Below are 12,737 nucleotides of genomic sequence, written 5' to 3'. Positions count from 1 at the left end.
CGGTGAAAAGAGGAAAGCCCAGGCTGCCTGGAATCCGACACCGGATGGGATGCTCTTGCAGGCCAACCGCACAGTTCAGCCCGCAGTTTCCTTGGAGTCACGCACGGTGAGTGTCCAAAGCGCCCGAGTTATCCTTCTTGCCGGTCCTTCCGGATCGGGCAAATCGTACGTAGCGCGCCAGACCGGGCTTCCGGTCCTGTGCCTCGATGATTTTTACAAGGAAGGCACCGACCCGACACTCCCCCGAGTGAATGAGATGGCCGACTGGGAGTCCCCTTTTTCCTGGGACCTGGACGCGGCTATGACTGCGGTCACACAATTGGCTCAAACGGGTCACACTCAGGTGCCCGTGTACGACATCAGCCTCAGTGCCCGGATCGGCGCGAGGCCGTTCCACCTCGACGGCGCGCCCCTGTTCATCGCCGAGGGCATCTTCGCGGCCGAGATGGTCGGCGCGTGTACGCAGGCAGGAGTGCTGGCGGACGCGCTGGCGCTGCACCGGCCGCGCACCGTCACGTTCGCCCGGCGGCTGGTCCGCGACCTGGCTGAGCACCGCAAGCCGCCGCTGGTCCTGGTGCGCCGCGGGCTGCGCCTGTGGCGCGAGGACGCCCAGGTCCTGGGCCGGCAGTGCGAGCTGGGCTGCCGGCCCACCACCGCCGCGGCGCTGCACCGCCGCGCGCGGCTGCTGGTCACAGCAGCTTCGCGTAAGCCGGCTTGATCACCTCGTTGATGATCGTCAGCCGCTCGTCGAACGGGATGAACGCGCTCTTCATGGCGTTGATGGTGAACCACTGCAGCTCCACCCAGCCCCAGCCGAACGCCTCCACCAGCAGCGCCATCTCCCGCGACATCGAGGTGCCGCTCATCAGCCGGTTGTCGGTGTTGACCGTCACCCGGAAGCGCAGGTCGCGGAGTAGCCCGATCGGGTGATCGGCGATCGAGGCGGCGGCCCCGGTCTGCACGTTCGACGACGGGCACAGCTCCAGCGGCACCCGCTTGTCCCGCACGTACCCGGCCAGCCGGCCCAGCTTGCCGGTGCCCGGCTCGATGTCGTCGACGATGCGCACGCCGTGGCCCAGCCGGTCCGCCCCGCACCACTGCAGCGCCTGCCAGATCGAGGGCAGCCCGAACGCCTCGCCGGCGTGGATGGTGAAGTGGAAGTTCTCCCGCTGGAGGTACTCGAACGCGTCCAGGTGCCGGGTGGGCGGGTAGCCCGCCTCCGCCCCGGCGATGTCGAAGCCGACCACCCCCGCGTCGCGGTACGCCGTGGACAGCTCGGCGATCTCCATCGAGCGGGCCGCGTGCCGCATCGCGGTGAGCAGGGTGCCGATCCGGATCGGGGTGCCCGCCGCAGCGGCCTGCTCGCTGCCCTCGGCGAACCCGGCCAGCACCGCCTCCACCACCTCGGGCAGCGTCAGCCCGGCGGTGAGGTGCTGCTCGGGGGCGTACCGCACCTCGGCGTACACCACGCCGTCGGCGGCCAGGTCCAGCGCGCACTCGCGGGCCACCCGGCGCAGCGCGGGCGCGGTCTGCATGACCGCCACCGTGTGCGAGAACGTCTCCAGGTAGCGCTCCAGCGATCCGCTGTCGGCCGCGGAGACGAACCACTCGCCCAGCTCCCGGGCATCGGTGGCGGGCAGCTCGTGCCCGATCTCGGCGGCCAGCTCGACGATGGTGGCCGGGCGCAGGCCGCCGTCGAGGTGGTCGTGCAGCAGTGCCTTGGGCGCCTTCACGATCTCGTCATAGGTCGGAGTCACATGCACCAAGATATTCGGTGTGCTCACCGCCGAGATGACTGACGCGCTGCGCTGCCCCGTCTGCGCCCAGCCCCTGACCCGCACCGACCCCACCCTGCGCTGCCCGAACAACCACAGCTTCGACCTCAACAAACACGGCTACGTCACCCTCGGCACCGGCCGCAAGCTCCCCGAAGGCGACACCCCCGCCATGGTCGCCGCCCGCACCGCCTTCCTCTCCGCCGCCCACTACCTCCCCCTCGCCACCACCCTCACCAACCTGGTTGATCATGAACTTATGGCACGGGTCGACGGCGTGTCGCGGCCACAACTTCATGATCAGCGCGGCGGGACGGTGCCGCTGGTGGTGGATCTGGGTGCCGGGACGGGGTACTACCTGGCGGCTGTGCTCGACGGCTGGACGCAGGCGCAGGGGCTGGCGTTCGACGTCAGCAAGGCGGCGCTGCGGCGGGCGGCGAAGGCACACCCGCGGGCCGGAGCGGTGCTCGCCGACACCTGGGGCACCCTGCCGCTCGCCGACGACAGCGTCGACCTGCTGCTCAACGTCTTCGCCCCGCGCAACGGCACGCAGATGCGCCGGGTGCTGAAGCCCGGCGGCCTGCTGGTGGTGGTCACCCCGACCGAACGGCACCTCGCGGAGCTGCGCGAGCGGCTGGGCCTGCTGTCGGTCGATCCGTCCAAGGCCGAACGCCTCGCCCACGAGCTGCGCGACTTCACCCAGACCGGCGAACAGCTGCTGGAGTGGGACCTCCACCTGACCGCCACGCAAGCCGACGACCTGATCGCGATGGGTCCCAACGCCTTCCACAGCCAGTCCCGCGCCACAGCCCCGGTGACCTGCACGGCCTCCGTCCGCATCGGAACCTACCGCCCCCGCTGACCGCCCCGGTCCCATCACTCCGCCACCGCCACCGCCACCGCCATGATCGCCGGTTCGTGTCAGAACCTGCGGTCCAACCGCACCTTTCGACACGAAACAGCGATCTTGCCCTCCGGACCCGCGGGCCGGTCAGACCGACAGGTCGACCTCTTCCCAACCGCCCGGCGGGTCGTGGAACTCGCCGAGGAACACCGACGACCACTCCAGCGCCCAGCGCCGCTGGCCGATCGCGTTGGCGTTCAGCTCGCCGGGTGGCCGCAGGCCCTGGCGCTCCATCTCCTGGAACGACCAGTCGAGGCAGTAGTGCAGGTCGAGCGCTGCCGCGACGACCGTGGGGTCACGCGGCGCGGCCAGGATGCGGGCCTGCCAGGCCGGGAAGGTCTCGCCCCCGTGCAGGTCCGGCAGGGACTCCATCAGACGCGGCGGCACCAGCAGCGGGTCGAGCGTCTTGATGACGCCGAGCACCCAGCAGATCCCGGCGAGCGCGTCCATGTGCAGCACGAAGGACTGCCGGTCGCCGAGCTCGTCGACGATCCAGGCCCACTCCGGCTCGGTCACGTCCGGGATGAGGGCGTTCGCGTCGAGCCACTTCTCGGCCTCGGCGGGCGGCATGCCGAAGACCCGCTCCAGCGCCACGTGCAGGATCGCCGCGCGGGCCTCCAGCTCGCCCGTGGGTCGCAGCTCGACGGTGTCCCCCGGTTCCCATACCAGCGGGTAGGTGTCCGGTGGCAGCGGCACGCCCAGCCGGGTCAGCTCCTGGAAGCTGGCGGCGCGCACGGCGAGGGGGTCCGGTGCGGGCAGTGCCACGCCGGTCAGCCGATCCGGTCGATGATCAGCGGGCGTACGGGCGCCGGCCCGTCCCCGACGACGACGGCCGACGCGGCGTCGACGCGGGCCGCCGGCAGCCGGGACGGATCGTCGGCGCGCAGCTCGTACAGCACCTCGCCGGCGGCGACCCGGTCACCGGGACGCTTGTGCAGCACGACCCCGGCGGCGGCGCTGACCGGGTCCTCCTTGCGGGCCCGGCCCGCCCCGAGCCGCCAGGCGGCCAGGCCGATGCCGAGCGCGTCGACCGACGCCACGATGCCGGAGCGCTCGGCCTTGACCTGCTCGATCTCGTTCGCCACGGGCAGCGGCGCGTCCGGGTCGCCGCCCTGGGCGCGGATCATCGCCCGCCAGGAGTCCATGGCCCGCCCGTCGTGCAGCGCGTCGGCGGGGTCGACGTCGGACAGCCCGGCCGCGGACAGCATCTCGCGGGCCAGCGCCAGGGTCAGCTCGACCACGTCGGCGGGGCCGCCGCCGGCCAGCACGTCCAGCGACTCCTGCACCTCGACGGCGTTGCCGACGGTCCGGCCCAGCGGGGTGTTCATGTCGGTGAGCAGTGCGACCGTGTCGACGCCGTGCGCCCGGCCGAGTTCGACCATGGTGCGGGCCAGTTCGCGGGCATGCTCGACCGACTTCATGAACGCGCCCCGACCGACCTTCACGTCGAGCACCAACGCGCCCGTGCCCTCGGCGATCTTCTTGCTCATGATCGAGCTGGCGATCAGCGGGATCGCCTCGACGGTCCCGGTGACGTCGCGCAGCGCGTACAGCTTGCGGTCCGCCGGAGCGAGGCCCTCGCCCGCCTGGCAGATCACCGCGCCGACATCACGCAGCTGTGAGATGAACTCCTCGTTGCTCAGCGCAGCCCGCCAGCCGGGGATCGACTCCAGCTTGTCCAGTGTGCCGCCGGTGTGGCCGAGCCCGCGGCCGGACAGCTGCGGCACGGCCGCGCCGCAGGCCGCCACGAGCGGGGTCAGCGGCAGTGTGATCTTGTCCCCGACGCCGCCGGTGGAGTGCTTGTCCACGGTCGGCCGGGAGACCTTGGACAGGTCCAGCCGCTCCCCGGAGGCGATCATCGCGGCGGTCCACCGGGCGATCTCCCGGTCGGTCATGCCGCGCAGCAGGATGGCCATGGCCAGCGCAGACATCTGCTCATCCGCGACATGGCCGCGGGTGTACGCGTCGACGACCCAGTCGATCTGCTCGTCGTCGAGCTCGCCACCGTCCCGCTTGGCCCGGATGACGTCGACAGCCGCGAAACTCATGCCTGCTCCTCGTTCCGACCGGCTTCGACGACCGCGCCCATGACCCGCTCGCTCACTGCATTCCTCCGTTGACAGCTTCCAGCTCGGCCAGGCCGAACCCGTGCGGGAGCAGCTCCGCCATGGTCAGCGGGCCCCCCTCGGCGTCGATCAGCATGCGCGGGCCGCCCTGCTCCCACAGCAGCTGGCGGCAGCGCCCGCAGGGCAGCAGCGGATCGCCGGAGGCGTTCACGCACGCCATCGCGACCAGCCTGCCGCCACCGGTGGCGTGCAGCTGGGACACCATGCCGCACTCGGCGCACAGCACCACGCCGTACGCGGCGTTCTCGACGTTGCAGCCGACGACGACACGGCCGTCGTCGACCAGCCCCGCGGCGCCCACCGGGAACTTCGAGTAGGGCGCGTAGGCGCGGTGCATCACCCGCACCGCCTCTTCGCGCAGCATCTCCCAGTCGACGTCCATCACGGCCCCTTTCCACGTTCGCCCGTCCGGCGTGGCGCCCGGCCGGGCGCCACGCAAGATCGGACCATCCAGCCTAGCCGTCAGCCCTTGACGTAGGGCTTGCCGTCGGCCGCGGGCGCGCGGACGCGTCCCACCAGCCCGGCCACCGCGAAGATCGTCGCGACGTACGGCAGCATGCTCAGGAACTGGCTCGGGATGGGGCTGCTGATGCTGGTCAGGAAGCCGGTCAGCGCGCCGAAGAAGCCGAAGAACAGCGACGCGAAGAAAGCCCCGACCGGGTGCCACCGGCCGAAGATCATGGCGGCCAGCGCGATGAAGCCCGCGCCGCTGACCATGTACTTGCTGAACCCGGTGGTCGACAGCATCGAGAAGTACGCGCCACCGAACCCGGCCACCAGGCCCGCGATCAGCACGTTCGCGTAGCGCAGCCCGAGCACCCGGATGCCGACGGTGTCCGCCGCGGCCGGGTGCTCGCCGACGGCCCGGGTACGCAGGCCCCAGCGCGTGCGGAACAGCGCGATCGTGATCACGGCCACCGCGATGAGCGAGCCGTAGCTGAAGATGTTGCCGTTGAACAGCGCCGGCCCGATGATCGGGATGTCGACCAGCCCGGGGATCGGCCAGCTCGGCACCTTGCCCGGGAAGTTGTACGCGTCCGTGTCCGGCCGCATCACCTGCTCGTAGAAGAACGCGGTGAGACCGCCCGCGAACACGTTCAGCACGATGCCGACGACGACCTGGTCCACCAGGTACTTGATCGCGAACACGGCCAGGATCGCGGACAGCAGCGCGCCGCCGATCGCCGCGGCCAGCAGGCCGAGCCAGAAGCTGCCGGTGAGCGTGCCGAACAGCGCCCCGAAGAACGCGCCGGTGAGCAGCTGTCCCTCGATCGCGACGTTGACCACGCCACTGCGCTCGCACAGCACGCCGCCGAGCGAACCGAAGATCAGCGGGATAGCGGCGGTGAAGGTGGCCGCGGCGATGAAGCCGAGCGGCATGATGTGCGACACCGGGGACACCGACATCTGCCAGCACAGCGCCGAGATGATGAAGCCCATCAGGGCGACGCCGGTCAGCACCCCGAAGTGCTTGCCGGTGACCAGCAGCGCCGCGCCGGCCGCGAGCGCGACCAGCCCGAAGAGGATCGCGCCGGCGGTGCCCGGGATGTCGAACCCGGCCCCGGACACGTTCTCACCGAGCGCGAAGCGCGCGTTCTCGGAGCTGGCCAGGGCACCGAACAGGATCGTGGCCAGCAGGCCTAGGACGATCATGACCGCGCCGGTCTTGCGGGCCCGGGTCCAGTACGCCTCCGGCACCGCCAGCTCGACGTCCATCGTGGAGGTAGTCATGCTCAGCCCTTCGCCAATCCGGCCTGCGCGGCCGCAGCCGGCGACCTGCGCAGCCTGTAGATCGCCTTCACCAGCGCCGGGGCGGCGACGAAGAGCACGATCAGTGCCTGGATCACGCCGACCAGCTCCACGGACACCCCGGAGAAGGTCTGCATCGCGTTGCCGCCCGCCTGCAGGGCGCCGAACAGCAGCCCGGCGCCGACCACACCCCACGGCCGGACCCGGCCGAGCAGCGCGACCAGGATGCCGTTGAAGCCGATCTGGCCGAGCATGTCGACGGTCAGCGCCGGGGCGGTGCCCAGCGCGACGCTGGTGCCGCCGAGACCGGCCAGCGCACCCGCCAGCGCCATGGTCAGCGCGACCGTGGTGCCGACCTTGATGCCGGCGGTGGCCGCGGCGTGCGGGTTGTGCCCGACCGCCCGCAGCTCGAAGCCGAACCGGCCGCGCTTGAGCAGCCAGGCCACCCCGGCCGCGGCCAGCACGGCCAGCACGATGGCGAGGTTGGCCCGCAGCAGCGGGTCCGGGATCAGCTGCGGCAGCCGGCCGGACTCCTGGATCGGCTTGCTGATCGCGTCCGAGCGGGCCGGATCCTTGATCCCCTGTTGCAGGATGAACCAGCCCAGGAACAGGAACGCGATGTTGTTGAGCATGATCGTCAGGATGACCTCGTGGGCGCCGGTACGCGCCTTGAGGATGCCGACGAGGTAGCCCCACAGACCGCCGAGCAGCGCGCCCGCGAGCACGCCGAGCGGCACCTGGACGATCGCGGGCAGGGACAGCGCCAGGCCGACCGTGCCGCCGCCGATGGCGCCCATGATCGCCTGGCCCTGGCCGCCGATGTTGAACAGGCCGGCGCGGAACGGCACCGCCACCGCCAGGCCCGTGAAGATCAGCGGAGCGGCGTTGGTCAGCGTCTCCGAGATCGGGTAGAACACCTGCTGCCAGGTGGTCATGTTCCAGTACCAGCGGTTCACCGTGTCCGGGTTGACGACCGCGCCCTTGAACATGTCGGTGTACGCGGTGCTGACGAAGGCCCAGGTGTCGCCGATCGTCTTGCCCGGCTGGTAGAGCAGGTACTGCCACTGGTCGCGGACCTCGGCGTTGCCGATGACCATCAGCACGCCGCCGCAGATCAGCGCGAGCACGATGGCCAGCAGCGTGACCGTGAAGTTGTTGTTCGCCCACAGCTCCTCGCGGAACGTACGCCCGAAGGACCGCTTTCCTTCCTCGGGCGCGGGGGCGCGGTGCTTCGGCTGCCGCTCCGCCTGGTCGTGGCGCTCCTCGACACCGGCGGCGGGCAGCGACGGATCGACGTGGTACTGGTCCACGCCGGGCGTCGGCTGGGCCGGGCCCTTGTCGGGCGACGCCGCGGTCGCGCCGGGCTCGGCCTCGATCGGCTCGTGCGACGTCATGAGGCTGCCTCGCCGTGCTCGCTCATACCCTCACCTTGGGTGTCCTGCTCGCCGGATGCCGGTGTCCCGGGGGTGTGCGAGCTGCTACTGGGGTCGATGCCGGCCATCAGCAGGCCCAGCGTCTCGCGCGGCGTGTCGGGGGAGACCACCGCCAGCACCCGGCCGCGGTACATCACCGCGACCCGGTCGGCCAGCGCCACCACCTCGTCCAGCTCGCTGGAGACGACCAGCACGGCCGCGCCGCGGTCGCGCTCGGCGACGATCCGGGAGTGGATGAACTCGATCGAGCCGACGTCCACGCCGCGGGTGGGCTGCGACGCGATGAGCAGCTTCAGCGGCGTGGACATCTCCCGCGCCACGATGACCTTCTGCTGGTTACCGCCGGACAGCGCGCCGACCGGCTGGTGCGGCGACTGCGTGCGCACGTCGAACTCGGCGATCTTCTGCTCCGCCTGGGCCTCGATGGCGTCGAGGTCGAGCGCGAACCGGCCGCCGAACGGCGGGAGGTCGTACAGGTCGAGCACCAGGTTCTCGGCGACCGAGAACTCCTTGACCAGGCCGTCGACGCTGCGGTCCTCGGGCACGTAGCCCACACCGGCGCGCAGCACCTCCCGGGTGTGCCAGGTGGTGATCGGCTTGCCGGACAGGTGCACGCTGCCGGCCCGCGCGGGGCGCAACCCCATGATCGATTCGACCAGCTCGGTCTGGCCGTTGCCCTGGACACCCGCGATGCCGAGCACCTCTCCGGCGCGTACCACCAGGTCCACGCCGTCGACCGCACGGTGCTCGCGGTCGTCGGCGACGACGAGGCCGGCGATCTCCAGCACGGGCTCGCCCGGCACGGCGGCCTCCTTCGGCACCTCCAGCACCACGCTGCGGCCGACCATCAGCTCGGCCAGCTCCGACTCGGGAGCGGTCGGCTCGGCGGTGCCCACGGTCCGGCCGCGGCGGATCACGGTGATCCGGTCCGCCACCGCCTTGACCTCGCGCAGCTTGTGCGTGATGAAGACGATGGACTTGCCGGCCGCCTTCAGCCCGCGCATGACCTCGAGCAGCTCGTCGGTCTCCTGCGGGGTGAGCACGGCGGTCGGCTCGTCGAGGATCAGCAGGTCGACGTCGCGGGTGAGCGCTTTGACGATCTCGACGCGCTGCTGGATGCCGATCGGCAGGTCCTCGATGATCGCGTCGGGGTTCAGCGGCAGGCCGTAGCGCTGGGAGACCTCACGGACCAGTTTCACGGCCTTGCCGTGGTCGATGAAGCCGCCGTGGGCGGGCTCCGCGCCGAGCATGATGTTCTCGGCGACGGAGAAGACCGGCACGAGCATGAAGTGCTGGTGCACCATGCCGATGCCGACCTTGATGGCGTCGCCGGGGCCCTTGATGCGTACGGGTGCGCCGTCGACGAGGATCTCGCCGGAGTCCGGCTGCAGCAGGCCGTACAGCACGTTCATGAGAGTGGACTTGCCTGCGCCGTTCTCGCCGAGCAGCGCGTGGATCTCGCCCGGTTCGACGGTCAGGTGGATGTCATCGTTTGCGACGAGGTCACCGAATCGCTTGGTGATGCCGCGCAGTTCGAGTCTCAGCTCCGACCTCCGTTGGTCCCGTGCTCCACCGGAGCGGGCCGGGCGGCGGGGGCCGCGACGTTCCGTCTGCCGAGGGCGAGTGTGCGCTCATTATGTGGGCGGCCCCGGGGGGAGCGCACTCCCCGGTCCGCACTGCGGCGTCAACCGGTCCGGCCGCCATCTCGACCACGGATTCCGTGGCGGGGACAGCGGCCGGTTGAGGAAAGCGAGGCCGCCCTCTCCGGTGATCATCTCACCGGAGAGGACGACCGGGTGTCACTTCGGCTGGGCCGGGGACTCAACCACGATCTTGCCGGAGATGATGTCCTGCTTCAGCGCCTCGACCTCGGCCTTGAGGGCCGGGTCGATCTTGCTGTCGAAGTCGTGGTACGGAGCCAGCGAGACGCCGTTGTTGGCCAGCGTGCCCATGAAGCCGCCGGTCAGCAGGGTGCCCGGGGTGCCGGCGGCCTTGGTCACGGCCTCCTTCACACCGTCGGTCGAGTTCTTCACCACGGTGGTCAGCATGACCGAGCCGTACTTGGTGGTGTCGAAACCGTCCGCGTCGACCCAGATCACGACGAACTTGCTGCCGGCGTTGGCGGCCGAGCCGAGGCCCGCGCCACCCGCGACCGGGAAGATCACGTCGGCGCCCTGGGCGGCCAGCGTGTCCGACTTCTGCTTGCCCTTGTCCTGCGAGCCGAAGTCGTCGGTGAACAGGCCGTCCTGCTTGGCCTTGTCCCAGCCGAGCACCTGGACGTTCTTGCTCTTGGCCTTGTTGTAGGCGGCCACACCGTCGGCGAAGCCGTCCATGAAGATCGTCACCGGCGGGATCTTCATGCCGCCGTAGGTGCCGACCTTGCCCGACTTCGAGTAGCCAGCGGCCAGGTAGCCGGCGAGGTACGCCGCCTGCTGGGTCTGGAACTGGATCGGGTACACGTTCGTCAGGCCGAGGTTGTCGGCGTCGACGATCGAGAACTGCGTGGTCGGGTTGGCGGTCGCGGCCTTCTTGGTCGCGTCGCCCATCAGACCGCCGACAGCCTGGATGTACTTGCAACCCTTGGTGACCGAGTTGGCCAGGTTCGGGTCGTAGTCAGCCATGCTGGTCGACGCGGTGTAGGTCGGGTCGATCGCAGGGTTCGCGGCCTTGGCGGCCTGCAGGCCCGCCCAGGACGACGCGTTGAACGAGTGGTCGTCGATACCACCGGTGTCGGTCACCATGCACGCGCTGTACTTGGCAGCAGCGGCGCTGGTGCCGGTACCCGGCGTCTCTTCAGTCGGCTTGGCACAGGCGGCTGCGGCGAACGCGAGGCCCGCAGACGCGACAAGCGCGACAATCTTCATCCCACGCACAGGGCGCAAGACGGTCTCCTCTCCCATAAAGACACCGCACATGGTCTTCCATCTTGTGTACAGATGGCGGCACGGTGAACCTCGCCCAGCAACATATCCTTCATATCGCTGTCCGGACGACAATCGTGCAGGGTTGTTGAACGGTCGTTACCCCCGCGTGACCAGGACGTGTAATGGGTCACGAAGCTGCGTCGGCCATGCCCGCCTTAACTCACACAGCAAGGTACGAACCGGGCATTCTTTCAGGTCCATACCTGGTTGGGACCGGGGCGTGATGTCCGCGACACCTGCTCGCGTACCCTCGGCGATCGTGGACGCATTGGAAGCTGTACGCCTGATCCTGCGATACGCGCACCTTGTCGGCTTCGCCCTGCTGTTGGGCGGCGCGCTGGTGCAGTACTACACGGGACGCATCTACATCAACGCCGTCATGCTGTGGGGCGCGACCATCCAGGTGGTCACCGGCGTCGCACTGGCCGCGCCGCTGGGCCGCGAGGTCCAGCCCGACCCGGTCAAGCTGGCGGTCAAGGGTGTCATCGCCATCATGATCTTCATCATGGTGCTGATCCCGTACCTCAAGAAGCGCGAGACGGTCAACAAGGGCCACTTCCTGGCCATCATCGGCCTGACCCTGGTCAACGCCGCCGTAGCCGTCTTCTGGCGCTGACCGTCCCGCCACCGTCCTCGCGGCGGTGGCGACCGCGGCCGGCGTCACGGTCAAGATCGCTGTTTCGTGTCAAAAGCTGTGGTCCAAACGCAGATCTCGACACGAAACAGCGATCTTCCTCGTTTCCGGCCGAAGCCGGGCGGGAAACGCACCAGCGGTCGGCCGGGCGCGGAGGCGGAGGCCGGGTCAAGGCAGCCGGGAGCGGAGGCCGGAGGCCGGGTCAAGGCAGCCGGGCGCGGAGGCGGAGGCCCCGCACCGAGCAGCCGGGTCAGGGGTGGGGGCGGCGGGCGCGGAGGGCGGCCTTGAGGTCGCGGACCAGGGAGTCGAAGTCCGCGGCGACGCGCTGCGGGTCCGCGGGCACCGTCAGCCACTCGCCACCAGGCCCCGGCGCGGGCTCGTCCGCGCAGGTGACCGCCACCCGGTGAGCCGGCCAGGCCAGGTCGAGCCGCACCGCGGGCTCCCCGTCCCGGGCCAGCACGTACTTCACCACCGGGGCCGGCACCCCGGCCAGCACCAGCCGCACCCGCACCCGGCTCTCGTGCGCCCCGCGCGCGGCCGGGTCGACCAGCTGCGCCGCCTTCAGCAGCCGCCCCCAGCCGGGCTTGCCGATGCGGGCCTGGGCGTACTCCGTCAGCGCGCCGACGCTCACCGCGCCCCGGGACACCATCACGTCGAGCAGCGCCACCGCCTCCACCACGTCGAGCCAGCGCGCCAGGTCCCAGCCGGTGCGCTGGGGCGTGGTGACCCGGATGCCGTCGACCCGCCGGGTCACGTCCTTCTCCGGCACGGGTCCGCGGTGCACGACGATGCCCGCCATCGGCCCGAACCGGCCCGGGGTGAGCAGTTCCACCGGCTCGTCCGCCCCGTACGGCGCGCCGTACAGGCTGGCGGCGGAGCGGCCGGCGATCACCCCGTCCTCGGGCAGCAGGAAGTCGCTCACGGCCAGGCAGCGCAGGCGGTGGGTGATGGTCAGGTCGCGGTCGGCGTACACCCCGCGGAACAGCGGCCGCCAGGCGGAGCTGCGTAGTTGGGCACGGGTGAGCAGACCCGACTCCAGCGCGTCGGCTCCCCGGAAGATCCGGCGGGCGAGCGCTTCGGGGCGCAGCGGCGGCTTGGGCACGGGCGTCAGCGTAAGACCCCGGTTCACGCGATCTTGCGTGAGTCGCGAGGGCGACACGCCCGAAAAGGACATACCGGCGATCGATCATGT

At 70.6% G+C, this 12,737-nt stretch carries 11 protein-coding genes and 1 pseudogene; 3 read left to right on the top strand and 9 right to left on the bottom strand.

Going from position 1 to position 12,737, the window contains the following annotated elements; genetic code table 11:
• The first annotated feature begins 349 nt into the window (after positions 1-349).
• Complete coding sequence (locus F6W97_RS32045) at positions 350-718, top strand: hypothetical protein (RefSeq protein WP_155374301.1); 369 nt, start codon at positions 350-352, stop codon at positions 716-718.
• On the opposite strand, the gene F6W97_RS32040 is transcribed toward F6W97_RS32045, so the two are convergent.
• Positions 690-1,757: an adenosine deaminase gene (locus tag F6W97_RS32040; RefSeq protein ID WP_155374300.1), complete on the bottom strand. Its 1,068-nt coding sequence runs from the start codon at positions 1,755-1,757 to the stop codon at positions 690-692. The genes F6W97_RS32045 and F6W97_RS32040 overlap by 29 nt on opposite strands.
• A gap of 34 nt (positions 1,758-1,791) precedes the next feature.
• Between F6W97_RS32040 and F6W97_RS32035 the strand changes: the two genes are divergently transcribed.
• Positions 1,792-2,637, top strand: a complete 846-nt coding sequence (locus F6W97_RS32035) for a putative RNA methyltransferase (RefSeq protein WP_155374496.1) — start codon at positions 1,792-1,794, stop codon at positions 2,635-2,637.
• Between the two features lie 129 nt (positions 2,638-2,766).
• On the opposite strand, the gene F6W97_RS32030 is transcribed toward F6W97_RS32035, so the two are convergent.
• From F6W97_RS32030 to F6W97_RS32000, 7 genes and pseudogenes are all read right to left on the bottom strand, one after another.
• Positions 2,767-3,444 carry a DUF4272 domain-containing protein gene (locus F6W97_RS32030; RefSeq protein ID WP_155374299.1) on the bottom strand — a complete coding sequence of 226 codons (678 nt, stop codon included), beginning with the start codon at positions 3,442-3,444 and terminating at the stop codon, positions 2,767-2,769.
• 5 nt (positions 3,445-3,449) lie between these two features.
• Complete coding sequence (locus tag F6W97_RS32025; protein WP_155374298.1) at positions 3,450-4,727, bottom strand: thymidine phosphorylase; 1,278 nt, start codon at positions 4,725-4,727, stop codon at positions 3,450-3,452.
• 64 nt (positions 4,728-4,791) lie between these two features.
• Positions 4,792-5,187 (bottom strand): annotated as a pseudogene (locus F6W97_RS32020) (cytidine deaminase); the annotation flags it as partial.
• Positions 5,188-5,267: 80 nt separating this feature from the next.
• Positions 5,268-6,536, bottom strand: a complete 1,269-nt coding sequence (locus tag F6W97_RS32015) for an ABC transporter permease (RefSeq protein ID WP_155374296.1) — start codon at positions 6,534-6,536, stop codon at positions 5,268-5,270.
• 2 nt (positions 6,537-6,538) lie between these two features.
• Positions 6,539-7,948, bottom strand: coding sequence for an ABC transporter permease (locus F6W97_RS32010; protein ID WP_155374295.1), 1,410 nt, complete (start codon positions 7,946-7,948; stop codon positions 6,539-6,541).
• Complete coding sequence (locus F6W97_RS32005) at positions 7,945-9,471, bottom strand: ABC transporter ATP-binding protein (RefSeq protein ID WP_330164997.1); 1,527 nt, start codon at positions 9,469-9,471, stop codon at positions 7,945-7,947. Before F6W97_RS32005 ends, F6W97_RS32010 begins: the two co-directional genes overlap by 4 nt.
• A 315-nt stretch (positions 9,472-9,786) precedes the next feature.
• A complete protein-coding gene (locus tag F6W97_RS32000; RefSeq protein ID WP_155374293.1) occupies positions 9,787-10,851 on the bottom strand; it encodes a BMP family lipoprotein in 1,065 nt (354 codons plus the stop codon).
• Between the two features lie 328 nt (positions 10,852-11,179).
• Here F6W97_RS32000 and F6W97_RS31995 point away from each other — a divergent pair, with 328 nt between their 5' ends.
• Complete coding sequence (locus F6W97_RS31995; protein WP_155374495.1) at positions 11,180-11,527, top strand: hypothetical protein; 348 nt, start codon at positions 11,180-11,182, stop codon at positions 11,525-11,527.
• Positions 11,528-11,795: 268 nt separating this feature from the next.
• Here the strand turns inward: F6W97_RS31995 and F6W97_RS31990 are convergent, their stop codons facing one another.
• Positions 11,796-12,647, bottom strand: coding sequence for a hypothetical protein (locus tag F6W97_RS31990; protein WP_155374292.1), 852 nt, complete (start codon positions 12,645-12,647; stop codon positions 11,796-11,798).
• Positions 12,648-12,737 lie beyond the last annotated feature (90 nt).

Source organism: Catellatospora vulcania (assembly GCF_009720385.1).
GTDB classification, from domain to species: domain Bacteria; phylum Actinomycetota; class Actinomycetes; order Mycobacteriales; family Micromonosporaceae; genus Catellatospora; species Catellatospora vulcania.
This window is presented reverse-complemented; position numbering and strand designations above follow the sequence as displayed.

Bases quoted from the DNA above. Each gene is read 5' to 3' on its own strand.
- F6W97_RS32035 (WP_155374496.1), top strand. From the start codon at position 1,792: ATGACTGACGCGCTGCGCTGCCCCGTCTGCGCCCAGCCCCTGACCCGC.
- F6W97_RS32025 (WP_155374298.1), bottom strand. From the start codon at position 4,727: ATGAGTTTCGCGGCTGTCGACGTCATCCGGGCCAAGCGGGACGGTGGC.
- F6W97_RS32015 (WP_155374296.1), bottom strand. From the start codon at position 6,536: ATGACTACCTCCACGATGGACGTCGAGCTGGCGGTGCCGGAGGCGTAC.
- F6W97_RS32010 (WP_155374295.1), bottom strand. From the start codon at position 7,948: ATGACGTCGCACGAGCCGATCGAGGCCGAGCCCGGCGCGACCGCGGCG.
- F6W97_RS32000 (WP_155374293.1), bottom strand. From the start codon at position 10,851: ATGAAGATTGTCGCGCTTGTCGCGTCTGCGGGCCTCGCGTTCGCCGCA.